This window comes from Streptomyces sp. NPDC020845 (assembly GCF_044334165.1).
Classification (GTDB): Bacteria; Actinomycetota; Actinomycetes; order Streptomycetales; family Streptomycetaceae; genus Streptomyces.
In genome coordinates this window covers 122,450-148,610 of record NZ_JBIRSJ010000020.1, presented here as the reverse complement: position 1 = coordinate 148,610, position 26,161 = coordinate 122,450, and the positions used below count along the sequence as shown (strand labels likewise).

The window sequence follows — 26,161 nt, the reverse complement described above, 5'->3', positions numbered from 1 at the left end:
CGGACCTCAACAACTCCCCATACACCACGCGGCGTTGTACTGGATAGCAACGCGCCGAGTGTAGACGGTCCGAAGTTCGTAACAGCTTTAGTTCGTACTTTCGCGCAAGGGGCCGGGGACAAAGGGGTCGTCAGAGCCTTGCCGCGCCTGGCTCAGAGGTTGCCGCGCCTGGCCTGCTCGCGCTCGATCGCCTCGAACAGCGCCTTGAAGTTGCCCTTCCCGAAGCCCATCGAGCCGTGCCGCTCGATCAGCTCGAAGAAGACCGTCGGGCGGTCCTGCACCGGCTTGGTGAAGATCTGCAGCAGATAGCCGTCCTCGTCGCGGTCGGCGAGGATCTTCAGCTCCCGCAGCGTCTCCAGGGGCACCCTGGTCTCACCGACCCACTCGCCGAGCGTGTCGTAGTACGACTCGGGAGTGTCCAGGAACTGGACACCGGCCGCGCGCATGGCCCGTACGGTCGCGACGATGTCGTTCGTGGCGAGCGCGATGTGCTGGACGCCGGGACCGCCGTAGAACTCCAGATACTCGTCGATCTGGGACTTCTTCTTGCCGACGGCGGGCTCGTTGAGCGGGAACTTCACCTTGCGGGTGCCGTCCGCGACGACCTTGGACATCAGCGCGGAGTACTCGGTGGCGATGTCGTCGCCCACGAACTCCTTCATGTTGGTGAAGCCCATGACGTCGTTGTAGAAGGTCACCCACTCGTTCATCCGGCCCAGTTCGACATTGCCCACGCAGTGGTCGACGGCCTGGAAGTTACGGCGGGCGGGCGGCTCGACCAGCGGGGCGGCGGGGGCGAAGCCGGGGAGGTAGGGGCCGGTGTAGCCGGAGCGGTCGACGAGGGTGTGGCGGGTGTCGCCGTACGTGGCGATGGAGGCGAGCACCACCGTGCCGTACTCGTCCTTGACCTCGTGCGGCTCCTCGATACCGGAGGCGCCGTGGGCGATGGCGTACGCGTACGCGGCGCACGCGTCCGGCACCTCGATGGCCAGGTCGATGACGCCATCGCCATGGGCCGCGACGTGCTCGGCGAGGAAGGTGCCCCATCCGGTGGCGGGCTTGATGACGGAGGTGAACACGAAGCGGGCGCCGCCGGAGACGAGGACATAGCTCGCGGTCTCCCGGCTGCCGTTCTCGGGCCCGGCGTAGGCGACCAGCCGCATGCCGAACGCGGTGGAGTAGTAGTGCGCGGCCTGCTTGGCATTGCCGACGGCGAAGACGACCGCGTCCATCCCCTTCACCGGGAAGGGGTCCGCCCGACGCGCGCCTTCTCCCGTCACGGCCAGGGTGTGATCCAAGGTCTCAGTCATGTCTTCACCGTGACTCCATGGCTCAGGATGCGCAACAGTTCGATGATTCGATGGACAATCCGTATAGCTATTCCGGTGGCGTGCCGGGCATTCTGTACACAGTGACCACCCTCACACTCTCACCCTCAGCAGGAGGACCGCCGTGGCAATCGACCGGCTCGACGCCCGACTGATCACACTGCTCGCCGAGGAGCCCCGGATCGGCGTGCTTGAGGCGTCCCGCCGGCTCGGCGTCGCGCGCGGCACGGCGCAGGCGCGACTGGACCGGCTACAGGCCCAGGGCGTGATCCGGGGCTTCGGGCCCGAGGTGGACCCGGCGGCCATCGGCTATCCGGTCACGGCCTTTGCGACCCTGGAGATCAAGCAGGGCCAGGGCCCGGACGTACGGAGCCACCTGGCGAGCGTCCCGGAAGTGCTCGAACTGCACACCACCACCGGCCACGGCGACATGCTCTGCCGCCTGGTCGCCCGCTCCAACGCGGATCTGCAGCGGGTGATCGACCGGGTGGTGGGGTTCGAGGGGATCGTGCGGGCGTCGACGACGATCGTGATGGAGAACGCGGTGCCGCTGAGGATCATCCCGCTGGTGAAGCAGGCGGCGGAGGACTGACCGGGGGCACTCGAACTTCCAAAGACTTCGTTGCAAAGATTTTCACGCAAAGGAACCCTTGCAACGGAGTCTTTGCATGCTTACGCTGCCGACCATGGCCGAGAACGAGAAGCCGATCCCCGACGACGTACGAGTGCTCGATGCCCGCTCCCTGCGCGGGCTCGCGCACCCTCTGCGGATGCGTCTGCTCGACGCGCTGCGCGAGTACGGCCCGGCCACCGCCTCTCAACTCGCCGACCGCCTCGGCGAATCGAGCGGGGCCACCAGCTATCACCTCCGACAGCTGGCCAGGTACGGCTTCGTCGTGGAGGACCCGGAGCGCGGCAAGGGACGCGAGCGGTGGTGGAAGAGCGCGCAGCGCAGCATCCGCATGGGCGTAGACGAGTTGCTGAGCGACGCCGACCCGTCCGTGCGCGGTGCGATGAGCACCATGCTGTACGAACTCGCCACCAATCATGGCGAGGAGATGTCCACCTGGCTCGGCAGCTGGCGCGAGTGGCCCGAGGAGTGGCGCCGCGCCTGGGACATCAGCGACTGGACTACCCGCCTCACCCCCGAACTCGCCGCCGAGATGCGCGTCAAGGTGCATGAGGTGATCGCTAGCTACCGCGACAAGGAAGTGGGTCAGGACGTCGAGGGCTCGGCCCGCTACCGCGTCCATCTGCACGCCTTCCCGCGCGACGAGGACTGACCAACCCTGGGGGAACAAGCCATGTACGGCGACGACATCCATCTGCGGCTGCACCGCATCCGGGCCGAGCGGCTGCGCCGCGAGGCCCTGCGCGCCCGCGCACGGCACCGGCCTCGCCCGCCGCGCCAACCCCGCCGCTCGCGTCGGCTGCGGAGCCGGCTGGGCTGGACGCTGGTCGAGGTGGGCCTGCGCCTCGCGACGCCGCGCCCCCGGCCGGGACAACAGCCGGGCCTGGCGGCCCGGCTCTGAGCGGCCCGGCCGGTCAGGCGCCCGTCCCCACCTTCTTGAGCCGCGACAGGATCTTGTCCCGGGTGCGGATCCCCCAGGCGGCCTCCTGAACGAATCCGACGACTCCCCGGAGCAGCAGCGGGTGGACCACCTCGGGCAGCAGCGACTGGACGGCGGCCGTCAGTGCCCGCTCCGAGGTGGCCGCGGCCGCGAGCAGTCGGCGCACCGTGTCCTCGGGGATCTCCCTCAGGGCCCGTGACCCGGCGGGGTCACGGGGGGTGAGGAAGTGCCAGAACGCGGGCGGTGGCATACGCGACGTACCCGCGGCCATCGGGGATGGTCCAGGGGCCATCGAGCGGCGGTTCTTCAGCTCCACCCGCCAGTGGGGGGCGCCGGATTCCGGGTCGCGGGCGGTGACTTCGTCGTCCCCGTCGAGCAGCAGGCGGTGCGCCGCCCCCGGTATGTCGAGCAGGCCCCACGGGCCCTTCGAACCGGGCGGCAGATCGATCGCCCCGTCGGCGCCGTCGATGCGACGGTAGCGGAACCGCCCGGTCGTCCGGTCCCGGGCGACCCGCAGGCCCACGAGGGTGCCGTCGGTGCCCAGCGGTGAAGCGGTGACACCCTCGGGCAGCGGTGCCAGCGACGAGGACTCGATGACCCAGTGCTCGTCCTCGTCCAGCAGGGACGGATCGAGGAAGTCCGGCAGTCCCGGCTCGCCGAGCTCGTCGGCGGCCGGGTCGATCCGCCGTACGCGGGGTTCGGAGCCGGTCTCGGTGTGCCACCAGAAGGTCCGGCCGTCGTGGAACATATGGCCGTTCGGCCCGACCCGCCGGTCGCCCGGGGCGAGGGGTCGGTGGCCCATGAACCGCCGGCCGTCCGGGGCCAGGAGGGTGTAACCGCGGCGCGAGGGCTCGTGGTCGAGCGAGCGCCACATCTGATACGTCACTTCGAACTGGTCGTCCGGAGCGTCGGACCAGTGGATCGTGGACTTGCCGTTGACCCAGTGGCACACCAGGAAGTGTCCGCCGGAGAAGAACACATGGACGTCGTAGTCGAATTGGTACGCTCCGCGCGGCGCCCGGTACCGGTGTTCCGCGATCCGGCCCCCGGGCCCCACCGCGATGGCACGGCTCCGGTCGTGCGCCGTGAGGACCGGCCAGCTCGCCCGGCAGTACGTCTGCCCCTTGAGCTCGGCGGCGGCCTCGTCCAGGGCCTGCCAGCCCAGTTCGTCGAGGATGCCGGCGCGCAGCGACCGGGTCAGCGGGGCCACCAGATCGATGTCCTTGACCCGAGCGCGCAGGTCCGGCATCGCCGCCACCGCCCGCCGGCCGAGACCGATGCCGCGGTCGAGGGCGGTGAGCGCGTCGAGGGCGCCCTGCAGACCGCCGGACCGGGCATCGCTCAGCCAGGCGTCGACGATGTCGCGCAGGAGGGGCCGCAGCGGTTCGCTCGTCCACAGATCGCCGAAGCCGTCGTACCGGGTCTCGTACTGGATGGTCCGGGCGAGCGCGGCGGCGAACCGGGCGTCGGCGGTCAGCGTTTCGAGCCCGACGCGAGTGGCGTCGTGCCAGTGGGCCAGCATCTGGTGTGGATCGGGGTCCGCGATTGGGATGCCGACGGCCAGGCAGCGGCCGGGGACGGCGGCGTCGATCCAGTGCCGGTCCGACGAGCCGCCGCCGGACCGTACGGGGCCGGGGCCGGCGAACCGTACGGGCGGACCGTCGGCGTCACGGATGCGCTGTGCCAGCCCCGGGAGCAGCCGCAGCAGCTCTTCGGGGACCTTGGGGCAGCCGCGCGGGCCCTCCCCTCGGTACCGGGCCAGCATCGCGGTCAGCCAGTCAGCGGCGTCGGCCTCCGCGTCCGCGCCCAACTCGTCGAAGGCACCCGTCTCTTCCAGCAACGCGATCCACCAGGCGTCCAGGTCCGAGCGCGGCAGGTCGGTCAGTTGCCACAGGAGCCGCTTCCGCAGCGTCGCGGACCCGGCGATCGCGGACGTCAGGTGGATGCGCTGAGCGGGTGCTGTCCAGAATCCGTCCGCCGCCCGCCACAGGGCCGGCGCGTCCACCAGGGTCTCCAGCAGCAGCCGGAACTCGGCCACGACGTCCAGACCGGCGGCGTTGGCCAGCCTGGCGAGCTGCGGCAGCATGTCGGGCCACGGCGGCAGGCCGCCGAGGGTACGGCGGACGGTCAGCTCGCGCAGCTCGACGTAGGAGTCGACGGGGTCGGCGCCCCGGGCCAGTTCGGCCACGTACGCCTTGATGTCCTTGACCGACAGCGCCCCGGCGAGGGCGAACTCCAAGAAGACCGCGCGGCGCCGGGCGGGGTCGACCGCCGTGGCGTGACGGTCGGCCGTACGGGCCCTGCCGAACATGATCGCGGCCTGTTTGTGCCGTCCGGCCGCGATCATCGCCCGGCCGACCTGTTCCCAGTAGGCCGGGTGGTGGTCGTGCGGAAGCTTCTCGCTGATGCGCTGGTACATCTCAAGCGCGGGCCCGGGTTTGGCCTTGACCAGCCGCTCGGCCCGCTCCATCTCGGGCGCCACCGCCAGCGCGACATCCGCGTTGCCGGGGTCGTGGATCAGGGCCCAGGCCGGATAGCCGAGCTCGCGGCGGCGCCCGGCCGCCACCGGCGGGCCGACGTCGGGGGCTCCGAACCCGGCGGCGGCCAGCAACCGGTCCTCGCCGGGCGCGGCGGCCTCCCCCATCAGCCGGACGACGGGCCGGTCGCCGAGCAGCGGGTGGTCGTAGCGGCGGGCGGTGATCGGCTCGCCGTCCGGGGTGCTGACGGGCGCCAGGCCCACGTCGAGCGCGATCGGGGTGCCGGGGTCGTGGCCGCCGTCCCCACGGCGGCCGTCGCTGTGGTCACTGGTCATGGGTCTGCCTTCCCCCGTAGATCAACGCGGCCATACGAACCCCTTCGGACCAGGCCACCGGGCCGACCTCGCCGAGCGGGACGGGTCGCTCGGCCTCGTCGACCCAGATCAGGCGCCCGGTGTCGGCGGGCAGGCCGGGGTCGTCGGCGCCCAGCCAATAGCGGGCCTGGACGGGAGCGCCCCGGCCGACGGTCCGCACCACCGCGAAGCCGCCGCGCATGACGAAGCCGTGCTGGGCCGCGCGCGTCGTGGCGTGGCGCAGCTCCTCGAAGTACCCGCCCGCGTAGTCGTCGACGCTCGTGGCCTCGGGGTCGACGTCGGCCGGGCGGTGGTGGACCTCGCGGGCCAACTGCGTTGTCCCCTGGGCTGTTTGCGCCGCGTCCAGCGCGCCCTGCCATGCCGCGACATCGGGCAGCAGGGCGGGGTGCGACACGGTCACCGAGCCCCCGGGAGGGGCGTACGGGGTGCCGTCCGGTCCTCTCAGGCGCGTACGGCCCTCCTCGCTCACGTCCTCCAACAGGCCGACCTGCCCGTCCACGACCACCACCAGATGCCGCAGACACGACCGCCAGCCCGGGTCCGGCCACACGCGGGCCAGGAGCGCGGCGGGTATCGGCACGCCGGCCAGCAGCCATGACTCCACGGTCGCCCGGCACTCCGCCTCATGCCGCAACAGCCGGTCACGCAGCTCCGTCAGCCTTTCGCCCGCCGGGCTCGTACGCACGGCCTTCGGGACCGACTTCAGGACCCGGCCGCTGCTGTTACGGCAGGTGAGGGCGGTCCCGTCCAGGGCCAGTTCATGACCGCCCACGGTCGGAACCCACACAAGCGGATCAAGGGGTGTGGACATGCTGCCGACTATGACAGGCCCCTACGACAGTCGACCGCGCGGCAGCGGCTCAACAGCCGCTCTGCGGCAGTGAGTCAGCAGTGTTGAGTCAGCAGTGCGGCACCTGGCCGCCCGACTTCAGCGCCACCAGCGAGTTCACGGCGCCCTTGAGCGTGGTGACGGGGATCAGCCGCAGCCCCTTGGGGAGTTCGGCCTTGGCATCCGAACACTCCGCCTTCGGAACCAGGAACACCGTCGCCCCGTCCCGCCGGGCCGCCTGCGTCTTGAGCGGCACCCCGCCCACCGCGCCGACCTTGCCGCCCGCCGTGATCGTGCCGGTCCCCGCGATCGTACGGCCGCCTGTGAGATCGCCACCGCGCCCGTCCCCGTCGAGCTTGTCCACGATCCCGAGCGAGAAGAGCAGCCCCGCACTCGGTCCGCCCACGTCCGCGAGTCGCAGCCGCACCTTGACGTCCTTGGAGGAGAGGTGGAGATAGCCGAGCGCGGCCTTGGCGGCGTCGTCCTGGGACTCCTGCATCTCCTTGGCGTTGTGCGCCTCGATCTCCTTGGTCGAGTTGCCGACGGGGTAGACGGAGTCGCGCGGCATCACGGCGCGGTCAGTGTCGAACCAGCCGCTGATGACGTCCTTGAGCCGAACCGTGGCGTCCGGCCCGGTCGCCGCGATCGTCGTCATCCGCAGCTGCCCGGTGGTCTTACGAGCCTTCGCCTCGGAGATCTTGATCACCGGCCCACCGTGGTCCGAACCGAGCACATTCACGGTCGTCCCGGGCTCCGCCACGGAATAAGGCAGCGGCGCGAAGGCAGCAACCGCGAGGAGGGCGATAACGGGCGCAGAGCAGATCGCGACGATCCGGGCACGCGGGGAGACGGCAGGCATGGTGTGAATCTAGTTGACTCCCGGGGTGCGAGGTGCGTCGCCCCGGCGGCTGGCCGCCCGGGCCCCACCGCCGTGGCCGACGGCGGGCGGCAGGCGGCAGCCCAGACCATCAGCCCCAGACCGCGGCGCAGGCCGTCAGCGCAGGGCGTCCGCGACCTCGCGGGCCGCGTCTACTACGCGCGGACCGACCCGTTCCGGCACCGCGTCGCAGAGCATCACCACGCCCACACTGCCCTCGATCCCGGTCACCCCGACCAGGGGCGCGGCCGCGCCGCTCGCGCCCGCTTCCAGTTCACCGTGGGTGAGGACGTAGCCGGGGTCGCCGCCCCGGCCCGAGCGGGCGGACAGGATGGCGCGGCCCGCGGCGCCGCGGTCCAGGGGGTGGCGGAAGCCGGCCCGGTAGGCGACGTGGTAGTCGGTCCAGGTCGGTTCGACGACCGCGACCGCCAGCGCCTCCGCGCCGTCGACCAGGGTGAGGTGCGCGGTGGCACCGATGTCGTCGGCGAGGGCGCGCAGCGCGGGCAGCGCCGCCTCGCGCAGCAGCGGATGGACCTGGCGGCCGAGCTGCAGCACGCCGAGCCCGACCCTCGCGCGGCCGCCGATGTCGCGGCGTACGAGGGAGTGCTGTTCGAGCGTGGCCAGCAGGCGGTACACCACGGTGCGGTTGACGCCGAGCTTGTTGGACAGCTCGGTCACGGTCAGCCCGTGGTCGGTGTCGGCGAGCAGTTTGAGGACACGCAGTCCTCGGTCGAGCGTCTGGGAGGTCTCCGCGGTCACGACGCCCCCTCCTCCGTATGAGTGGCGGCTCTTGGCAGAGGGCGCCGCCGGTCCCGACGACGGCGCGCCAGAGGCCGCCGGTCGTGGTCGCACGCACCGGCTGCGCTCCGCGGCGGCGCTGCCACGGGGCGTGTGCGTTGGCCGGAACGGTAGCGAGCTGGTCCGCTAAGCGAAAGAGTTTGTCCAGAATCCGAGCGGAGCTGCCCTGCAGGGGGTCGCATGTACGCCGGGATGATGGGCTTTCGCCCCGATTCTGCGACGGGCTCATATACAAGGCGGAAGGGCTTATGGGGAAGCCCTTCCGCAGACTTACAGCGTCGTGGGCGCCGCGCACGGCGTCACGGCGTACGGCGTCGCAGGCGCCCGTACGGCGTACAGCGTCGGCACGGCCGACGCCGCGGCGTACGCCGTCACCGCATCCGCGTCGCCCACTCCCGTACCTTCTTGATCCGCTCCCGGATCTGCCCCGCCGTCGCCTCCGCGCTCGGCGGCCCGCCGCACACCCGGCGCAGTTCGGTGTGGATCACCCCGTGCGGCTTGCCGCTCTGGTGGACGTACGCGCCCACCAAGGAGTTGAGCTCCTTGCGCAGCTCGAGCAGCTCCTTGTGGGTGACGACCGGCCGCCGCTCCGCCGGGAGTTCCAGCAGGTCAGCCTCGGTGTCCGGCTTCTTGCGGCTGTGCGCGATCTGCCGTGCCTGCCGCCGCTGGAGCAGCAGCTGCACCTGGTCGGGCTCCAGGAGCCCGGGGATGCCGAGGTAGTCCTGTTCCTCCTCGCTGCCTGGGTGCGCCTGCATGCCGAATTCGGCGCCGTCGTAGAGCACCCGGTCGAAGACCGCGTCCGACTCCAGCGCCTCGAAGGGCAGCATGTCCTGCTCGCCGGTGTCCTCGTCCTGCTGCTTCTCGGCCTCCTGGAGAAGCTTCTCCTCCTCGGCGTACGGGTCCTCCTCCTCGCCTTCCTTCTTGGGCTTGTCGAGGACGTGGTCGCGTTCGACCTCCATCTCGTTCGCGAAGCCGAGCAGCATGGGGATGGTGGGCAGGAAGACGGAGGCGGTCTCGCCGCGCCGCCGGGACCGTACGAAACGGCCGACGGCCTGCGCGAAGAACAGCGGGGTGGAGATCGTGGTCGCGTAGACGCCGACGGCCAGGCGCGGCACGTCCACGCCTTCCGACACCATGCGGACCGCGACCATCCAGCGGTCTTCGGAGTGGCTGAAGTCCTCGATGCGCTGTGAGGCCCCGGAGTCGTCGGACAGCACGATGGTGGCTTTGCTGCCGGTGATCTCGCGGATCAGCTTGGCGTACGCGCGCGCCGAGTCCTGGTCGGTCGCGATGACGAGCGCGCCCGCGTCCGGGATGGACTTGCGGACCTCGGTGAGCCGCTGGTCGGCGGCGCGCAGCACGTTCGGCATCCAGTCGCCGCGCGGGTCGAGCGCGGTGCGCCAGGCCTGCGAGACGGCGTCCTTGGTCATCGGCTCGCCGAGCCGCGCTTCGAGTTCGTCGCCGGCCTTGGTCCGCCAGCGCATGTTGCCGCTGTAGGAGAGGAAGATGACCGGCCGGACGACGCCGTCGTTCAGGGCGCTGCCGTATCCGTATGTGTAGTCGGCGGCCGAGCGCCGGATGCCGTCGTTCCCCTCCTCGTAGGCGACGAAGGGGATGGGGTTGGTGTCGGACCGGAAGGGGGTGCCGGTCAGCGCGAGCCGGCGGGTGGCCGGCTCGAACGCCTCCAGGCATGCCTCGCCCCAGGACTTGGAGTCGCCGGCGTGGTGGATCTCGTCGAGGATGACGAGGGTCTTGCGCTGCTCGCAGCGGTTGCGGTGCAGCATCGGCCGCACGCCGACGCCCGCGTAGGTGACGGCGACGCCGTGGTAATCCCGCCCGAGGGGTCCGGCGCTGTACTCGGGGTCCAGCTTGATGCCTATCCGGGCCGCGGCCTCCGCCCACTGCTTCTTCAGATGCTCGGTCGGCGCGACGACCGTCACCTGTTGCACGACGTGGTGGTGCAGCAGCCAGGAGGCGAGCGTCAGCGCGAAGGTGGTCTTGCCGGCGCCGGGTGTGGCGACCGCGAGGAAGTCGCGGGGCTGCTCCTGTACGTACTTCTCCATCGCGCCCTGCTGCCAGGCGCGCAGCTTGCTCGCGGTACCCCAAGGGGCCCGCCCGGGGAAGGCGGGCGAGAGGTGATGGCTGGTGGTGGAGGAGGCGGTAGTAGTCACGGTCTCCGTCGGGCTGATCGGCGAGGGGTTCGAGGACCGCGTCAGCCTACCGGTGCCATCCTTCACGCTTGGGGGCTACGCCCCGGGTCCACCCGGAGGTGGGATTCAGCTCACACCCGGTCCCTCGAACCGGGCCAGTCCCTCCGCGATCTTCGGCACGTCCAGCTCGCCCTGGCAGACGACCAGGACGAATCTCTCCGCCTCGTCGACGTCGAAGTCCGCGCTGAGCGGGTGTCCGTTGAGGTGGAGAAAGACCCAGGTGGCGTACCAGGAGAGCCGCTTGTTGCCGTCCACGAGTGCGTGGTTGCGGGCCAGCGACTCCATGAGGGCCGCCGCCTTCTGCCAGACGTCCGGGTAGGCGTCCTGTCCGAAGACGCTCGCCTGTGGCCGGGCCAGGGCCGACTCCAGCAGACCGTAGTCGCGCACTTCGCTCTCCCCGAGCCGCTCCGCGAGGTTCAGCAGCTCGGGCAGCGTGAGGTAGTGCATCAGGCGAGCCGCCGGTTCAGTTCCTCGCTCACCTTGAGCACATGGGCCGCGGCCTCGTTGAACAGGCGGGAGTGCTCGTCGATCGCCGCGACGACGGCATCGTGGGCGAACGACTGCATGCTCCGCCCTTCCTGCTCGGCGCGTCGCCGCAGTGCGTCCAGCTCTTCGTCGGTGAATCTCACATTCAAGGCACCCATGGGCGCATGGTACCGGGTGGTACCGCCCGGTACTACGCGGTTGCGGCCACAGGCCGCAGCCGCGTCGTCAGCACCGCCCCCAGCAGCGCCACCGCCGCCATCGCCACGTACACCGCCGCGAACGCCCCCGCGTGCCCCGTCCCCGCCGTGGCCCCCTCCCCCACGTGGCCCGCGGCCACCGAGCCGCCGCCGAAGCCCACGAACAGCACCCCGCTCAGCCCCACCAGCGTGATGTTGCCGAGCGCGTCGGAGACCTGGAGGGAGGCGGAGTTGCTGCCCGCCTCCTTGGGGCCGGAGAGCTTGAGGAGCAGCACGCTGCCGCTGGAGATGACCAGCCCCATCCCGTAGCCGCCGATCAGCCACGCCACGGCGACCAGCCACGCCGGTACGGAGTCCACGAGCGCCAGCGGGACCAGGCCGATGGACAGCGCGATCATCACCATGCCGCCCGCCATCAGCCGCTCGCGGTGGGGCTCCAGACGCGGGCGGCTCTGGGTGTACGAGCCGAGCGCCCAGGTCAGTCCGCCGCCGGTGAGCGAGAGCCCGGCCGCCGTGGCCGACAGGCCACGCTCGGTGACGAGCATCAGCGGTACGAAGCTCTCCGCGCCGAGGAAGGAGCCCGCCGCGACGCCTCGCAGCAGCACCACGGACGGCAGGCCGCGGGCGGCCCGGAAGGTGCCCGGGGGCAGCAGCCGCAGGACGCAGGGGACGAGCAGCGCGAGGCCCGCCGCGGCGGGGATCAGGGAGATCCAGGCCAGGTCCTGGCCCGCGTACTGCAGCAGGCCCGCACCCGACGCGACGGCGAGTGCGAGGAGGATGCGGCGGCGGTTCATGGCCTGGGAGGGTTCGCCCCGGTCCACCTTGCGCAGGGCGGGGAGCATCACCGCGAGCGGCAGCAGTATCAGCACCGGGATGGACAGGAAGACCCAGCGCCATCCGGCCTGTTCGGTGACCGTCCCCGCGACCAGCGGTCCGACGATCACCGGCAGCACCCAGGCGGCGGAGAAGGAGGCCAGCACGGCAGGTTGCAGCCGCTGTGGATAGGCGCGGCCGACCAGTACGTACAGCGCGACGATCACCAGCCCGCCGCCGATCCCCTGCACCGCGCGCCCGCCCACGAACGTCCACATGTCCTGCGCCGAGCCGGAGACCACAAGACCGGCCCCGAAGGCCGCGATCCCGGCGAACAGCGGCGCGAGCGGCCCCCGGCGGTCGCACCACTCGCCCGACAGCGCCATCGCGAACAGGCTCGCGGTGAAGTACGCGGAGAAGGCGTACGCGTACAGCTCGATCCCGTCGAGGGCGCGGGCCGCGACCGGCATCGCCGTGTTGACCGCGCTCGCCTCGAAGGCGATGAGGGAGACGACGGACACGATGCCGAGGGTGAGGGCGCGGTAGCGCCGCCCGAGTACGGAGCCGCCGCCGTCTTCGGCTTCGGCTATGTGTTCGGCGTTGGCCGTGTCTTCGGCTTCGGCTGGTGCGGCGGGACTGTCCGCGACGTCGGTGTCGCGCGGGTCGATAGCGGTCATCACGCCAGCGTAAGAGGCGTTTCCGGGGAACACACCTGGCGCGGGGCGGAGATGGCCTCGGCCCTCGGTCCTAGGCTCGGCAGCCGGCCACGATCGGCGTCCGATGGGCATCCGATAAGCGTCCGAACGGCGTCACAGATTGGAAACCGCTCACCCAGGATTCGGTAAGCGACGCCGGTTCGCCATGCTCACACCCATAGACTTTCGGCCAGGTCGCCACACCGCCTTCTTTGCGACGTTCGGCCCCAGCCTCACTCCATGCCTGGTCGTGGACGACCAGGCCCGCACCACGGGGGAATCGTGCCTTCCATCCGCCCAGCCATCCGTCCATTTTTCGCCACTGCCGTGCTTGTCACCGCAGCGCTCACCCTCACCGCCTGCAGCGGTGGCAGCAGCGGCAGCTCGCACTCCTCGAGAAGCCACGCCGCGAAGAAGGCCAACAAGAAGAAGTACGGCAAGAAGAAGTACGGCAAGAAGATCAAGAACGGGGGCGGGAACGGCAGCGGCGGCTGCTCGACGAGCGCCAACGGCCGCAAGGTCATCTGGGTCAACAACGTCGAAGGCGCGATGAACAACATCATCGCCAAGAACGCCAAGCGGCAGTGCACCACGAGCTCGCACCAGGGCAAGGCGTACCGGGCGGTCGGGGCGCTGCACACCTACTCCGTCGCCTCGGGCGGCGCCAAGGTGACGATCATCAGCAAGAAGGACTCCACACAGCGGGCCCTGACCGCCCAGAACGGCGGCATCGCGCACATCAAGACGTGTGCGGACCCGACGGGCAAGCAGTACGACGGCGGGCAGTCGAAGGTGGACGCCAGCGACTGCTGGGGCCGGAACTTCTACGAAATCACGGTCGACGGCAATGGCAAGATCACGGAGATGACCGAGATCTACGCGTCGTAATACGCGTCGTAAGGCACATAGGGCGACCGGGGCCGGGGCCCGGAGTGGCCGCCGGGCCCCACACCGCCCTTTGGGCGACCGTTACGTCGTGAGCAGCACCCCGCCGTAGCCGACGCCCGCGACCACCACCCACGCACACAGCCCGAGCGCCGCCACGCGCCCGCCCGTACGAGCCAGCGAGGGCAGGTGCACCGCGCTGCCGAGGCCGAAGAGGGCGGCGGCGAGCAGCAGCTCCTGGGCGGTCGCGGCGGTGTCGAGCGCGGCGGACGGCAGTCGGCCCGTACTGCGCACGGCGACCATCGCCAGGAATCCGAGGACGAACAGCGGCACGAGGGGTGGCCGCCGGGTGGTGGGGGCGGTACGTCCGGCCTCCTCACCGAGACCGAGCTGAGCCTGCTCGGTCCCCCGCGCCCGCCGGGCCCGTACGGAGATGGCGACCGCCGCGACGAGCGGCGCCAGCAGCGCCACCCGCATCAGCTTCACGAGCACCGCCTCGCCCAGCGCCGACGGCCCGGCCGTCTGCGCGGCGGCCACGACCTGCCCCACGTCGTGCACGCTCGCCCCGACCCACCGGCCGAACCGCGCGTCGCTGAGCCCCAGCGGGTGCTGGAGCAGCGGCAGTACGGCGATGGCGAGCGTCCCGCACAGCGTCACCAGGGCCACGGACGTCGCGACGTCGCGCTCATCGCTGTCCGACACCTCGCTGACCGCGCCGATCGCGGACGCGCCGCAGATCGCGTAGCCGGTGGCGACCAGCAGCGGCTGGTCGCCGCGCAGACCCATCCGGCGGCCGAGCCACCACGTGCCGAAGAACGTGGCCGCGACCACGCCGCACACCATCGCCACACTCGCCCAGCCGAGGCCCAGCACATCGTCCAGGCTGAGCTTGAGCCCGAGCAGCACCACACCGAGGCGCATCAGCCGCTTCCCCGCGAACGACAGCCCGGCCCGGCCACCGCCCCGTACGACCCCGCGCGTGCCCGGCAGATGCGCGGCGAGGATGCCCAGCACGACGGCAACGGTCAGCATCGGCACGCCTGGCACCGCCAGGTGCACCGCCCAGGCCCCCGCCACCCCGAGCACACCGAGCCCCAACCCGGGCAAAAGAACCCGAATCCGCGCCGCGCGGCGGGACGCCGGGGGCGCCACGGCCTCGGGTGCGCAAGGCGCGGACGCTGTGCCGTGGGGTCCCGTGCCCGCGTCGGGCGCGTCCGACGCCCGCGTCGGAGTGCCGCGCGCGGGGTACTCAGGCGCCGCACCGCCCGCCGTAGGACACACAGTCGCCCCCGGCCCCGCGGCCGCGCCGCGCACGCCCGGCGAGCCGCCGACGCCCGGCACGCCGTCGGCACCCGACGAGGCGCCGCGCGCATCCGTCAGCGCCATGGCCCAGCCCACCCGCATCGGCCTTGGCCCCTGCCCCGGCCTCGGCCTTCACCGGACACGACGGCCGTTCCGGTGCGGCGCCGCGGGCTCACAGGTCCTCACCCTCCGGCAGGGCGTACACGCGCCGGACGCTGCTGCCCAGCCGGGCGACATCCGCGCCGTAGACGTGGATGGAGATCGCCATGCCCGCACCCGCGTTCCACACCCTGTGGATATCTCCCGGCGGCGCGAACCCGGCCACCGAGCCGAGCGGGTTGGTCACCTCCGCCACCGCGACCAGACGGGAGGTGGTGCCGTCGGGGACGAGGTCGTAGCGGCGCTCGCGTTCCTGGCCCTCGTGGACGCCGGCCACGCACCACGAGACGTGGTCGTGGATGGCTGTGCGCTGGCCGGGCAGCCAGACGAGGGCGACGACGGAGAAGCTGCCGTCGGGTTCGGCGTGCAGGAGGTGCTGGCGGTAGCTCGCGGCGTCGCCCTGCCGTTGGGCCGCCGTGAGCAGGTCGGGCGCGCCGAGGTGGGGGGCGAGGCGTTCGGCGACCAGCTGGGCGGTCAGGTCCGGCGCCAGGCCACGCCCGACGGCCTCGCGTACCTCGTCGACGAACGTGCTGATACGCGCGGTCCGGCACAAGGCGGACGACGCGGAGGCAGACAGCGCGGAGGCAGGCGACGCAGGGACAGGCGGCACGGGGACAGGCGGCGCGGAGGCAGGCGGCGCGGAGGCGGTCGGAGTGGTCATGGCCGCAGGGTCCTGCCGCCGGAACCATCACGTCCAACGACGGTTTCTTCGCGAACCTCAACAGCTGCTTATGGGTCAGCAGCCGACCCGGTTCGCCGCCACCGCCTTCAGCTCCTCCAGCACCATCTCCGTCGCCGGCACCCGCAGATGCTCCCGCAGCACATACGCCGAGACATGGCGGCGCGAGGCGGGCTCCAGGGCGCGGCCGGTGACCTTCTGGTGGCAGAGGAAGGACAGGACGAGCCCGGGCATCATCGCCACACCGAGCCCCGCCGCGACCATGCTCTGGATGACCAGGTTGTCGTCCGTCGTAAAGGCGATATCGGGGGCGAAGCCCTGCTCCGCGCACTCGTGCAGAAAGTTGGCGCGGCAGCGCAGACAGCCCGCTATCCAGCGCTCCCCGCTCAGCTCCGTGAGCTTGACGGCCCGCCGCCGGGCCAGTGGGTGGCCGGTGGGCAGCAGCACGGTCAGCTGGTCTTCGAGCAGGGGGATCTCGACCAGTTCGGCGGGGGCCTGCTCGCGCAGGCCGGGGTAGGTGAAGGCGAGCGTGATGTCGCATTCGCCGCGCACCACCCGCCCCAGCGACTCGGGCGGCTCGCCTTCGAGCAGTTCCACCCGCACGCCCGGGTGGGCGGCGGCGAGGCGGGCCATGGCCTCGGGGATGAGGGTGGCGTTGGCGCTGGGGAAGCCGCAGAGGCGTACGTGGCCGGCGCGCAGCCGGGTGATGGCGTTGAGCTGCTGCCGGGCGGCGGAGATGGAGTCGAGGATGACGTCCGCGTGGCGGGCCAGGGTCTCCCCTGCCTCGGTGAGCCGCATGCCACGGCCGACGCGGACGAAGAGCGGGCTGCCGACCTCCCGTTCCAGCGCCTTCATCTGCTGCGTGATCGCCGGTTGCGTATAGCCGAGGGAGCGGGCCGCGGCGGAGTACGAGCCGACGCGGACCACCTCGTGGAACGTCTTGATGTGCCGGGAGTCGAACACCCTCGAATCATAAGCGCAACTTGGGGTTCGGGCACATCTCCCCTCCCTCGCTTTTGGATCACCCGCCAACCCCATCTAGGCAAGTAGGCCTTGACAAATCCAAACTGTCAAGGCGTACTTGCCTCATGACGATCCCCGATCTTGACGACCTCATCGCGGAAGTCGACCGGACCTGCGCCACCGCCCACCGCCCGGGCGGACAGGAGCAGCCCGACTGGCTGGCCCTCCTGACCACCGCGGCAGACCTGGCCGGCCGGCTGCAGGCCCTCGCCGACGACCTGGTCGAGGACTACGTCGAGCACTGCCGGATGCACGGCTGCTCATGGACGGACATCGGTACGGCCCTCGGCGTGACCCGGCAGGCCGTGCAGCAGCGCTTCCACGCACCCCATAAGCGCTACGGCCCCGAGACGATGAGCGAAGAACTCCGCCAGGCCATGACGCACGTCAAACGGGCCGCGGTGCAGCACCGCAACAACTACATCGGGACCGAGCATCTGCTCTGGGGCCTCACCGCCGAGGACAACAGCGCCACCCGCCTCCTGAGCGCCGCCGGCGCATCGCCCGAGACCCTGCACAGGGCCGTCGGCGACCGGTTGAGCATGGGAGCGTCACAGGCGGCCGAACGCATCGCCTGGACCCCCTACTCCCGCAAGGCCATCGCCCTCGCGGAGGAACTGGCGGCGGAGCGGCCGGAGGAGGCGGGCTCGGCTCACATCGACTGCGACCATCTGCTCCTGGGGCTCGCCCGGATCGGCCGCGGGGTGGCCGCGGCGGTGCTCGACGAGGCGGGCCTGAGCGCGGAAACCCTCAGCGCAGCGGCCAACCCCGCTGAGAGCCAGGCGGCTTACGCACCGTAGAACTCACTCCCCGCCGCCGCGATCCGCTCGACACGGCGGCGCCCCAAGCCGCGTGACCGGCGCCGTATGCCCACCGTAATCAGGCAAGCTGGACCAATGCCCCACTACACCTCGTACGACGGCGCCGAACTCGCCTACCGCGTCCTTGAGTCCCGTACCGGCCGCGGCGCCGCCCGGCCGCCGCTCGTCTGTCTGGCCGGCGGGCCGGGGCGGAACGCCGCGTATCTGGGCGACCTCGGCGGGCTCGACGCCGATCGCACCCTGGTCATCCCCGACAGCCGGGGCACCGGCGACTCCCCGCCCGCCGCCGAGCCGAGCGGCTACGCCTTCCCCAGCCTCGCCGAAGACCTCGAAGCGCTCCGCGGCCATCTCGGACTCGAACGGTTCGCGCTGCTCGCCCACGACGCGGCCGCCGCGACGGCCCAGGCGTACGCCGCCGCCCACCCCGAGCGGCTGACGCACCTGGTCCTGGTCTGCCCCGGCGCGCGGATGCAGGGCGAACTCCCCCAGGACGCCCGCGAGATCTTCGAGGCCCGCGCCACCGAGCCGTGGTGGCCCGACGCCTCGGCCGCGGTCCAGCTGCTGCCCGACACCACGGACCTGGCCGAGGTGCGCAAACTACTGCTCCAGGCCGCCCCCATGGCGTACGGCCGCTGGGACGAGCCCCAGCGCGCACACGCCGCGAGCGAGGGCGAACAACTGGGCCCGGTGCCGCGCGCGGGCTTCTGGCAGGGCGTGGACGAGGCGGCGCGGCGGGCGGTGCTGGTGCGCCTGCGGGAGGTGCGGTGCCCGGTGCTGGTGGTGACCGGGGACCGGGACGCGGTGACCGGTATGCGCGCCGGTGAGCTGGTCGCGGAGTCCTTCCCCAACGGGCGGGTGCGGCCGCTGCACGAGGTGGGGCACTACCCCTGGATCGACGAGCCGGAGCTCTTCCGTCCGGTGGTCGAGGAGTTCCTGACCCAGCGCTGAACCCGGCCCCGGCCCAACACGACCGCCCAACACGACCGCGCATCATGAACGCCGTATGTCAGTCGCATGGCAGCGCCCGCCGGGCCGTTGTGCCCCTCCTGCCCCGTCCCTATCGTCGAAGGCACAAGAGCACGACATCGGCCGTGTGCCCGAGTGGTTGAGGGGCTCGCCTGCAAAGCGAGTTACGTGGGTTCGATTCCCGCCACGGCCTCCATGAACATGAGCACAGACATGGTGGAGATCCCCGCCGGGGAGATCGTCCTGCGGGACGAGGGCACGCGGACCGACTGGCAGGTGAAGGTCGCGCCCTTCCGGCTGGCGCCGTACCCCGTGACCCGCGAGCTGTACGGCGCCGTACGGGGCGAGGCGCCCGCGGGCGGGGCGGCGGGGGCGCGGACGCCGGTGACCGAGGTCTCCTGGCGGGACGCGATCGGGTTCTGCAATCTGCTGTCGGAGGCGAGCGGGCTCACGCCCTGCTACTCACTGGGCGGCGAGCAGGACCCCGACGCGCGGGACGTGGACTGCGACTGGGCGGCCGACGGCTATCGGCTTCCCTCCGAGGCGGAGTGGGAGTACGCGTGCCGGGCCGGGGACTCCGGTGTGCGCTATGGCGAACTCGACGAGATCGCCTGGTATCGCGGGAACTCCGGCGACCGGGTGCACGAGGTCGCGGCCAAGGCGCCGAACGCCTGGGGTCTCCACGACATGATCGGCAACGTATGGGAGTGGTGCTGGGATCTGTACGACCCCGGCGTCTACGGCCCGTACCGGGTCTTCCGTGGCGGAGGGGCGTACGACCCGCCTCGGGGGTGCCGGGCGTCGTGCCGCCGCAAGAGCCATCCGACCCTGCGCATCGACGACCTCGGCTTCCGGCTGGCCCGGTCGCTGTGATGTCGCGGAGGTCGCTACGTGATCGCTATTTGGTCACGGCAGCCAACCTTTGCCCCGATGGTTACATCTACACCGCGTGTATAGACGTAAAAGCATATCGACGGACCGGAAGCGCAAGGCCAAGCCGATAGCCGGGCTTCTGGCCGCCGCCTCCCTCGCGCTCGGCCTCAGCGGCTGTGGCGGCGCCTCGTACGACGCGACCGCGCCGAGCAGCGCCCGCGAGCGCGCCTCGGCCGACGGAAAGGAGGTCGAGGCGGGGGCCGTCGACTGTTCGAAGGCCAAGTGCGTCGCCCTCACTTTCGACGCCGGGCCCAGCGAGAACACGCCCCGCCTGCTGGACATCCTGAAGAAGGAGAACGCGCACGCGACCTTCTTCATGCTCGGCAAGAACCATGTCCTCAAGCACCCCGACATGGTGCGCCGCATCTCGGCGGAGGGCCATGAACTGGCCAACCACACCTGGACGCACAAGATCCTGACCAAGTCCGACGACGACGAGGTGCGCGACGAGATCACCCGCACCCAGGACGCCGTCGCCAAGATCACCGGCTCCAAGCAGCCCCTGCTGATGCGTCCGCCCCAGGGCCGCACCGATGACCGGGTCACCAAGATCTGCCGCGAGCTCGGCATCGCGCAGGTGTTGTGGAGCGTGACCGCGAAGGACTACCAGACGACCGACTCCGCGCTCATCACCAAGCGCGTGCTCGACCAGGTGGACCGCGACGGCATCATCCTGCTGCACGACATCTACAAGGGCACCGTGCCCGCCGTTCCCGGGATCCTCGAAGGGCTCAAGAAGCGCGGCTACACGGTGGTCACCGTCTCCGAGCTGATGGCCCCCGGGAAGCCCGAGGCCGGCAAGGTCTACAAGCCCTGATCCCAGAGCTCGTGTTCGCGCTCATCCCCCGCGCGCAGCGCCAGGGACTCCGGGGCGAGCAGGTGGACGCAGTCCCGCTCGACGCGGATCAGCCCGTCGCGCCGGAGCCGGGACAGCGCCCGGTTGACGGTCACCCTCGTCACGCCGAGCGTGTCCGCCAGCGCCTGTTGTGTCCCGGGGATCCGCACTCGCGCGCACCCCGGGGCGCCCGGGACCCCCGCGGCACCCCGGGCTCCCCTCGCCGAGGCGGCGGCCTGTGCCAGTAGCCAGCCGGCCAGCCGGGCCTCGGCCGGGAGGGTGGCGGTTTCGGTGAGCCGTTGCTGCTGCGCGCGTGCCTGGCGGGCGAGCACGGCGAACACATGGGCCCGGACGGCGGCCATGTCGTCGACGAGCCCGAGGAACCTCTCGCGCCGCACACTGCGCACCGCGCAGCACGTCAGGGCGGTGAACGTGGCGGTATGCCCCCGGCCGTCGAGCAGCGCGACCTTGTCCAACGCGCACGGGCCGTCCCACTGCCCGTACCGGACGACGCGTCCGCCGCCGGTCGTGCCCGTCGCCGCGACCCGGCCGCGCAGCAGCACCAGGAGGTGGTCGGCCGGGGCGCCCGCCGACCTGAGCACGCTGCCGACGGGGTGGCCGCGCGGCACGGACGCGGCCCACAGCTCCCGCAGCCGCGCCTCGGGCAGCGACGCGAACAGCGGCACGGCGCCCAGCGCGCGCCACGTCAACGGCTCTTCCCCGGCCATGGCCGCCTCCCTCGACGTCACTGATCGGACCGGACGGCGATCGTGCAGAGCCGCTTCGTCGCCCGGGTGAGCGCGACGTACAGGTCCCGCTCGCCTCCGGAGCGGGCCGCGATGATCTCCTCCGGGTCCACGACGACGACCGCGTCGAACTCCAGGCCGCGCGCCTCGGACGCCGGTACGAGCCGCGCCTGCCGCGCGATCCCCGCGGACGTCAGCTCGTCCAGCCTGGTGTCCGCGCAGATCACCCCGAGCAGTTCACCGGGGTGCGCCGCGACCTGGGCCCGGAGCTCCTGCTCGACGGTGGCGGCACATGTGTGCGGGGGCGCGGTGCGGGTACGGGGCACCTCGCCGCGGCGGATCGAGCGGCTCGGGGTCTGACCGGGGGCGATACGGGCGAGCAGACCCCGGGTGGTGGCCAGGATCTCCTGTGTGGTGCGGTAACTGACGGTCAGGGTGTGCAGGTTGAACCGCAAGCCGACATGGGGGTTCAGGGCCTGCTGCCAGTCGTGTGCGGTCGATGCCGGGCCCGCTTGGGCGAAGTCGCCCACCAGGGTCATCGACCTGGCCGGGCAGCGGCGCACGACCATCCGCCACTGCATGGCGGTCAGCTCCTGCGCCTCGTCGACGACGACGTGTCCGTACGTCCGCTCCGGCGGGCCGTCGAGCAGGCTCGCCGCCTCGTCCAACAGCGGCACATCAGCGTCGGTCCACTCGTCGGTCCAGGCGTCGGTCCACACATCGGTCCGCCGCTGGCCGTCGGTGTGCGGAGTGCGCAGCAGGCGGGTCCGTTCGTCATCGGTCAGCCGCGGCAGATGCTCGGCGAGTGCGTCGGGGTCCGTCAGGAGGGCCCGTACGAGGTCGTCGGGCGCGAGCCGTGGCCACAGCGCTTCCACGGCACCGTCGAAGTGGGCGTCGTCCAGGAGGTTCGCCCGGACGGCCCGCGCGTCGAACTCATCGGCCAGTCCCTCGGCCGGTGCGTCGTCGAGGCCGAGCCGGCGCAGGTCGGCCGCCGCGGCCCGGTCGAGGTCGAGGCCGGTGCTCTGCGCGACCTCGGCGTCGATGCGCTCCAGGGTCTCGGACGTGCCGCGTTCCAGCGCGTGTGTGACGGCGTCGGCCAACAGCTCCTTGAACACCTGGCGTGCCCGGTTGTGTCCCACGTCTGCTGCCACGGCCGCGTCGCGTGCCCTGGCGACATCCCCGTCCTCCAGGCGGATCCATTCCTGTCCCACGCGTACGGCGAAGTCACCGCCCGGTGCCTGCCGGGCGCGGACCAGGCCCGCCAGGGCGTCGGCCAGCGCGGTGCTGCCCTTCAGGCGGGCCGTGTCGATCGGCTCCACGGCGTCCGGAACGGCCCTTGCCCTTGCGAGCTCCTGACAGGTCGCCAGGACGACATCGTTCTCCCCGAGCGAGGGCAGGACCTGGGAGATGTAGTCCAGGAACCGCGCGTTGGGACCGAGCACCAGGACACCGCGCTCGGCGGCGCGCGGAAACGCGTACAGCACATAGGCCGCCCGGTGCAGCGCCACCACCGTCTTGCCGGTGCCGGGGCCGCCCTGCACCACCGTCACCCCCCGGTGCGGGGACCGGACGATGTCGTCCTGCTCCGCCTGCAGCGTCGCGACCGCCGCCCGCATCCGTCCCGTACGCCGCGCCTGCAGCGCCTCCGCCAGCGGGCCGTCGCCGACGACGTCGTCGGCAGTGGGGGCGGAGCCGTCCAGCAGCTCATCGCTCACCGCCGCCACCGCACGGCCCTCCAGCCGCAGATGACGGCGGCGCCGCAGGCTCATCGGATGGATCGGGGTCGCCTCGTAGAAGGGCCGCGCCGCGTCCGCGCGCCAGTCCACGAGCAGCGGCAGATCGTCCTCGTCCGTGTGCAGGCCGAGACGTCCGATGCGCAGGGCCGTACCGTCCACACCGTCGATCCGGCCGAAGACCAGCCCCTCCTCGGCCCCTTCCAGCCTGCGCACCTCCCTCGCCAGACGCCCGGCGGCGACCTCGCGCTCGTACACCTCGCCCGCGCTGTCGCTCCGCCCGGCCGATGCCTTCAGCACATCGGCCAACTGCGTCCGCGCCTCGGCGATCCGCTCGCTGATCAGTCCGTACAGGGCGGACACATGGGTCTGCTCCAACTCGACCTGGCACCGCGCGGCGGTATCGGTGACCTGCGACAACACATGGCTCCTCTCGGGAATTCAGCCGCACCACTATGCGGCTGAATTCCCGAGAAAGTAAGTCTTGACTTACTTGGGCGGATCGGCCCTCAAAAGCTACCGACCCGGGACGTCGCTCAGGGCGCGGTGCGGGTGAAATGGAACGGGCATGTGGCGCCGCCCAGGCCGATGGTGGTGGCACGGTCGAAGCGGAATCCGTGCCTTTCCGGGTCTATCGCCTCGATCCAGTTCCCGTCGAACGCGCACATGACGGGCGTCAGTTCCGCGGCGGAATTCGCCGTGAGCACGTCGTGGTAGAAACACCGGTGAATGTCCACCAGATATCGCTGATCGTCGTCGGCGGGGCGCTGAAAGGTGAAGGTCTTACCGAAGGCGTACTCCTCACGGGCCTTCGACACGTCCACCATCGCCCGGAACGGATCCGGCGCGGCGTCCAGCATGGCCCGGGTGCTCGCGTACACCGCCTCGCCGAGCGGTTCGACCAGCGCGTCCCGTACCGCGCGGGTGGCGGCGTCGCGGCCCAGCCGCGGGAGCAGCTTCTCGTGCGCCGCGACCACGGCGAGGGTGATACGGAGGTTGTAGCGCGAGGCCTCGTCGACGACCATATGCGCGTTCGCCGCTTCCAGCTCCGCGTGCCGCTCACGCATCGCGGAGACGAGTTCACCGGGAAGCGTCTGCTTTTGCAGCGTGGCGGAGATGTGGTCGAAGAAACCGGCGATCAGCAGCGCTGTGTCGTGTTCGGGATCGGGAACGTAGTCGCCGTCGGCCATTTCGAACTGGTCGGTGGTCACGAATAGTCCTTTCGGGACGGGCTCAGTCCCGAGAACGACCTGACAACGCGCAGGGCGGAGCCGGGCCGTGCTCGCGACGAGCGAGCACGCCGACGCGCTCCACCGACCGACCTGGCGTCGACGAACCTCATGGATTCTGTCGTCGCGATCGTCGCACAGGCGCGGGCGGAGTGTCGAACGACGCGTCAGGCGCCCCGCGTCAGTCGCACCGCGTCAGCCGCCCGTGTATCAGCTGATACAGCCCGCGCGGCCGCGCCGACGATACGTTCCGCCGGACAACACGGTGACCGCACAGCACCGAGAAGGGACGGCCCCATGCTGGTCGTAGAACTCGCCTTCACCCCCGCCCCCGAACGCCTGGCCGCCCGCCCCGCCCACCGCGAACGCCTCACCGCCCTGCGCGAGGCGGGCGAACTGGTGGCGGCCGGGCCGTGGGCGGACGACACGGGCGCGCTCCTCGTCTTCGACGTGGACCGGGAGCGCCTGGACCGGATCCTGGAGGCGGATCCGTACTACGGCGTGGCGGGGGTCGAGGTGGTCCGGGTGCGGGAGTGGACGCCGGTGGTCGGGCCGTAGAGCCACCGGGCTGGGGTTCAGGGCCTGGACGGTTCAGGGCCTGGACGGTTCGGACCCCGGGCGGTTCAGGACCCGGCGATGACCGTGGTCACGACCTTGCGGACGGCGTCGGCCTCGGGCGGGGTGCCCTTCCGGTCGGCGAACAGCAGATGTACGGCCCCGATCAGCGTGGGGGCGAGCGTGTCGAGGTCCGCGTCCGCCGCGATACGCCCCAGGTCGCGCTCGGCGGCGAGGTAGCCGGCGACCATGGCCGCCGCCTCGGTCAGCACCGGGAGCCCGGTCGTCGGCCTGGTCTCGCGCAGCCGGGCGCGCAGGTCGTCCCGGGAGATGACGAGGCCGACGACGGCCACGGCGACCGACTCGAACAGCTCCATCAGCGCACGGGTGAGGTTGTCGGCGACAGAGCCGGTCCCGGCGGACTCGCGCAGGGCGGCGGCCTGGTGGTCGAGCCGGGCGATGCGATCGAGCACGAGCTCGGCGAGGAAGGCGTCGAAGTCGGCGAAGTGCCGGTGCAGGACCCCCTTGGCGCAGCCCGCCTCCGTGGTGACCGCCCGGCTGGTCAGCGCGCTGGGCCCGTCCCGCAGCAGTACGCGCTCGGCGGCGCCGAACAGCTGCTCGCGCGCATCGCGCAGGGCCACCCCGGTCGGCATGGACCGCACCTCCTTCTCGCCTCGGGGGACTGTACCCGGTTGACGAGTGGGCAACCGCCCACTCATAGTGGGCGCATGCCCACTAACGAATCCGAGCAAGCCCCTCATGCGCAACGCGAGCCCCATCACGCCCGCGAGATGGCGGAGTCGTTCGGCTCGGACGCCGAACGCTACGACCGGGCCCGGCCCCGCTACCCCGACGCCATGGTGGAAGCGATCACCGCCGCGATCGCCACTGCGACCCGCAGGCCCGACGTCCTCGACGTCGGCGTCGGGACCGGCATCGCGGCCCGGCAGTTCCAAGCGGCCGGCTGCACGGTGCTGGGCGTCGAGGTGGACGCCCGTATGGCCGAGTTCGCGCGCCGCGGCGGCGGGCTCCACGGCGGCGGGCTCGATGTCGAGGTGGCGGCCTTCGAGGCCTGGGACCCGGCCGGCCGGACCTTCGACGCGGTCATCGCCGCCCAGACCTGGCACTGGATCGACCCGGTCGCCGGAGCGGCCAAGGCAGCCGAGGTGCTGCGGCCCGGCGGCCAACTGGCCGTGTTCTGGAACGTATTCCAGCCCTCGCCCGATATCGCGGAAGCCTTCGCCGAGGTCTACCGCCGGGTCCTGCCCGACTCGCCCCGCAACCCTTGGGCGAAGCCCGCGCTCGACCCCTACTCGGCGTTGTTCACCAGGGCGGTCGACGGGATACGGCAGACGGGCGCGTTCGGCGAACCGGAGCAGCGGCGCTTCGACTGGGAACGCGCCTACACCCGGGAGGAGTGGCTGGATCAGCTCCGTACCGGCGGCGACGCGGGCCAGATGCCGCCGGCCAAGCTGGCGGAACTGCTGACCGGCACCGGGGCCGCGATCGACGCGATGGGGGGCGGCTTCACCATGCGGTACGCCGCGGTGGTGGTCACCGCGGCGCGCACCACCACCACCGCCACTGCTTGACGTGGCTTACGTGGCTTAAGTGGCTTACGTGCCTTACGTGGCGAGGTC

General features: G+C 71.6%; 27 protein-coding genes and 1 tRNA gene. 11 read left to right on the top strand and 17 right to left on the bottom strand.

Features of this window, described 5'->3' with window-relative positions; genetic code table 11:
• Window positions 1-152: 152 nt before the first annotated feature.
• Window positions 153-1,310: a 4-hydroxyphenylpyruvate dioxygenase gene (hppD, locus tag ACH4U7_RS42575; protein ID WP_398533155.1), complete on the bottom strand. Its 1,158-nt coding sequence runs from the start codon at window positions 1,308-1,310 to the stop codon at window positions 153-155.
• A 142-nt stretch (window positions 1,311-1,452) separates the two neighbouring features.
• On the opposite strand from hppD, the gene ACH4U7_RS42570 reads away from it, so the two are divergent.
• The 3 genes from ACH4U7_RS42570 (at window position 1,453) to ACH4U7_RS42560 (ending at window position 2,860) form a co-directional block, all read left to right on the top strand.
• Window positions 1,453-1,920 carry an Lrp/AsnC family transcriptional regulator gene (locus ACH4U7_RS42570; RefSeq protein ID WP_385621045.1) on the top strand — a complete coding sequence of 156 codons (468 nt, stop codon included), beginning with the start codon at window positions 1,453-1,455 and terminating at the stop codon, window positions 1,918-1,920.
• A gap of 94 nt (window positions 1,921-2,014) precedes the next feature.
• On the top strand, window positions 2,015-2,611 hold the full coding sequence (locus ACH4U7_RS42565; RefSeq protein WP_398533154.1) for an ArsR/SmtB family transcription factor: 597 nt from the start codon (window positions 2,015-2,017) through the stop codon (window positions 2,609-2,611).
• Window positions 2,612-2,632: 21 nt separating this feature from the next.
• Window positions 2,633-2,860, top strand: a complete 228-nt coding sequence (locus ACH4U7_RS42560; protein WP_398533153.1) for a hypothetical protein — start codon at window positions 2,633-2,635, stop codon at window positions 2,858-2,860.
• 13 nt (window positions 2,861-2,873) lie between these two features.
• Here ACH4U7_RS42560 and ACH4U7_RS42555 read toward each other — a convergent pair whose 3' ends face one another.
• The 9 genes from ACH4U7_RS42555 to ACH4U7_RS42515 form a co-directional block, all read right to left on the bottom strand.
• On the bottom strand, window positions 2,874-5,711 hold the full coding sequence (locus tag ACH4U7_RS42555) for a hypothetical protein (RefSeq protein ID WP_398533152.1): 2,838 nt from the start codon (window positions 5,709-5,711) through the stop codon (window positions 2,874-2,876).
• Window positions 5,701-6,561 carry a DUF4132 domain-containing protein gene (locus tag ACH4U7_RS42550; protein ID WP_398533151.1) on the bottom strand — a complete coding sequence of 287 codons (861 nt, stop codon included), beginning with the start codon at window positions 6,559-6,561 and terminating at the stop codon, window positions 5,701-5,703. The genes ACH4U7_RS42555 and ACH4U7_RS42550 overlap by 11 nt, the downstream gene beginning before the upstream one ends.
• Before the next feature lie 88 nt (window positions 6,562-6,649).
• Window positions 6,650-7,438: a S16 family serine protease gene (locus tag ACH4U7_RS42545; protein ID WP_398533150.1), complete on the bottom strand. Its 789-nt coding sequence runs from the start codon at window positions 7,436-7,438 to the stop codon at window positions 6,650-6,652.
• A gap of 135 nt (window positions 7,439-7,573) precedes the next feature.
• Window positions 7,574-8,215 (bottom strand): helix-turn-helix domain-containing protein, encoded by a 642-nt coding sequence (locus ACH4U7_RS42540; protein WP_358641089.1) that lies wholly within the window; start codon window positions 8,213-8,215, stop codon window positions 7,574-7,576.
• A 309-nt stretch (window positions 8,216-8,524) separates the two neighbouring features.
• Window positions 8,525-8,647 carry a hypothetical protein gene (locus ACH4U7_RS42535; RefSeq protein ID WP_398533149.1) on the bottom strand — a complete coding sequence of 41 codons (123 nt, stop codon included), beginning with the start codon at window positions 8,645-8,647 and terminating at the stop codon, window positions 8,525-8,527.
• On the bottom strand, window positions 8,626-10,425 hold the full coding sequence (locus ACH4U7_RS42530; protein ID WP_385621031.1) for a DEAD/DEAH box helicase: 1,800 nt from the start codon (window positions 10,423-10,425) through the stop codon (window positions 8,626-8,628). The genes ACH4U7_RS42535 and ACH4U7_RS42530 overlap by 22 nt, the downstream gene beginning before the upstream one ends.
• A 105-nt stretch (window positions 10,426-10,530) precedes the next feature.
• A complete protein-coding gene (locus tag ACH4U7_RS42525; protein WP_398533148.1) occupies window positions 10,531-10,911 on the bottom strand; it encodes a type II toxin-antitoxin system death-on-curing family toxin in 381 nt (126 codons plus the stop codon).
• Window positions 10,911-11,108, bottom strand: a complete 198-nt coding sequence (locus ACH4U7_RS42520; protein WP_398533147.1) for an Arc family DNA-binding protein — start codon at window positions 11,106-11,108, stop codon at window positions 10,911-10,913. The genes ACH4U7_RS42525 and ACH4U7_RS42520 overlap by 1 nt, the downstream gene beginning before the upstream one ends.
• Before the next feature lie 32 nt (window positions 11,109-11,140).
• A complete protein-coding gene (locus ACH4U7_RS42515) occupies window positions 11,141-12,637 on the bottom strand; it encodes an MFS transporter (RefSeq protein ID WP_398533146.1) in 1,497 nt (498 codons plus the stop codon).
• A gap of 345 nt (window positions 12,638-12,982) precedes the next feature.
• On the opposite strand from ACH4U7_RS42515, the gene ACH4U7_RS42510 reads away from it, so the two are divergent.
• Window positions 12,983-13,543 (top strand): hypothetical protein, encoded by a 561-nt coding sequence (locus ACH4U7_RS42510; RefSeq protein WP_398533145.1) that lies wholly within the window; start codon window positions 12,983-12,985, stop codon window positions 13,541-13,543.
• Between the two features lie 81 nt (window positions 13,544-13,624).
• Here the strand turns inward: ACH4U7_RS42510 and ACH4U7_RS42505 are convergent, their stop codons facing one another.
• The 3 genes from ACH4U7_RS42505 to ACH4U7_RS42495 all read right to left on the bottom strand — a co-directional run bounded on the left by ACH4U7_RS42505 (window position 13,625) and on the right by ACH4U7_RS42495 (window position 16,643).
• Window positions 13,625-14,572, bottom strand: coding sequence for a YeiH family protein (locus ACH4U7_RS42505; RefSeq protein WP_398533144.1), 948 nt, complete (start codon window positions 14,570-14,572; stop codon window positions 13,625-13,627).
• 442 nt (window positions 14,573-15,014) lie between these two features.
• A complete protein-coding gene (locus ACH4U7_RS42500) occupies window positions 15,015-15,662 on the bottom strand; it encodes a cysteine dioxygenase (protein ID WP_398533143.1) in 648 nt (215 codons plus the stop codon).
• Between the two features lie 75 nt (window positions 15,663-15,737).
• Window positions 15,738-16,643 carry a LysR family transcriptional regulator gene (locus ACH4U7_RS42495; protein WP_385621019.1) on the bottom strand — a complete coding sequence of 302 codons (906 nt, stop codon included), beginning with the start codon at window positions 16,641-16,643 and terminating at the stop codon, window positions 15,738-15,740.
• Window positions 16,644-16,768: 125 nt separating this feature from the next.
• On the opposite strand from ACH4U7_RS42495, the gene ACH4U7_RS42490 reads away from it, so the two are divergent.
• The 5 genes from ACH4U7_RS42490 to ACH4U7_RS42470 all read left to right on the top strand — a co-directional run bounded on the left by ACH4U7_RS42490 (window position 16,769) and on the right by ACH4U7_RS42470 (window position 20,240).
• Entirely contained in the window at window positions 16,769-17,503 is a 735-nt protein-coding gene (locus tag ACH4U7_RS42490; protein ID WP_398533142.1) for a Clp protease N-terminal domain-containing protein, read from the top strand.
• 96 nt (window positions 17,504-17,599) lie between these two features.
• Window positions 17,600-18,472 (top strand): alpha/beta fold hydrolase, encoded by an 873-nt coding sequence (locus tag ACH4U7_RS42485; RefSeq protein WP_398533141.1) that lies wholly within the window; start codon window positions 17,600-17,602, stop codon window positions 18,470-18,472.
• Between the two features lie 139 nt (window positions 18,473-18,611).
• Window positions 18,612-18,686 (top strand) — tRNA-Cys (locus tag ACH4U7_RS42480).
• Between the two features lie 5 nt (window positions 18,687-18,691).
• On the top strand, window positions 18,692-19,363 hold the full coding sequence (locus tag ACH4U7_RS42475) for a formylglycine-generating enzyme family protein (protein WP_398533140.1): 672 nt from the start codon (window positions 18,692-18,694) through the stop codon (window positions 19,361-19,363).
• A 76-nt stretch (window positions 19,364-19,439) separates the two neighbouring features.
• On the top strand, window positions 19,440-20,240 hold the full coding sequence (locus ACH4U7_RS42470) for a polysaccharide deacetylase family protein (RefSeq protein WP_398533139.1): 801 nt from the start codon (window positions 19,440-19,442) through the stop codon (window positions 20,238-20,240).
• Here the strand turns inward: ACH4U7_RS42470 and ACH4U7_RS42465 are convergent.
• From ACH4U7_RS42465 to ACH4U7_RS42455, 3 genes are all read right to left on the bottom strand, one after another.
• Entirely contained in the window at window positions 20,228-20,986 is a 759-nt protein-coding gene (locus ACH4U7_RS42465) for a Crp/Fnr family transcriptional regulator (RefSeq protein ID WP_398533138.1), read from the bottom strand. The two genes, ACH4U7_RS42470 and ACH4U7_RS42465, sit on opposite strands and share 13 nt — an antisense overlap.
• 17 nt (window positions 20,987-21,003) lie before the next feature.
• The gene (locus ACH4U7_RS42460) at window positions 21,004-23,157 is read right to left on the bottom strand and encodes a HelD family protein (protein WP_398533137.1); all 2,154 of its coding nucleotides are present in this window, start codon (window positions 23,155-23,157) and stop codon (window positions 21,004-21,006) included.
• 116 nt (window positions 23,158-23,273) lie between these two features.
• Window positions 23,274-23,948, bottom strand: coding sequence for an L-2-amino-thiazoline-4-carboxylic acid hydrolase (locus tag ACH4U7_RS42455; RefSeq protein WP_398533136.1), 675 nt, complete (start codon window positions 23,946-23,948; stop codon window positions 23,274-23,276).
• Window positions 23,949-24,263: 315 nt separating this feature from the next.
• Here ACH4U7_RS42455 and ACH4U7_RS42450 point away from each other — a divergent pair, with 315 nt between their 5' ends.
• Complete coding sequence (locus tag ACH4U7_RS42450; protein WP_089512345.1) at window positions 24,264-24,524, top strand: YciI family protein; 261 nt, start codon at window positions 24,264-24,266, stop codon at window positions 24,522-24,524.
• A gap of 65 nt (window positions 24,525-24,589) precedes the next feature.
• On the opposite strand, the gene ACH4U7_RS42445 is transcribed toward ACH4U7_RS42450, so the two are convergent.
• On the bottom strand, window positions 24,590-25,174 hold the full coding sequence (locus ACH4U7_RS42445; RefSeq protein ID WP_398533135.1) for a TetR/AcrR family transcriptional regulator: 585 nt from the start codon (window positions 25,172-25,174) through the stop codon (window positions 24,590-24,592).
• 75 nt (window positions 25,175-25,249) lie between these two features.
• Here ACH4U7_RS42445 and ACH4U7_RS42440 point away from each other — a divergent pair, with 75 nt between their 5' ends.
• Window positions 25,250-26,113: a class I SAM-dependent methyltransferase gene (locus ACH4U7_RS42440; protein ID WP_398533134.1), complete on the top strand. Its 864-nt coding sequence runs from the start codon at window positions 25,250-25,252 to the stop codon at window positions 26,111-26,113.
• The last annotated feature ends 48 nt before the right edge of the window (window positions 26,114-26,161 follow it).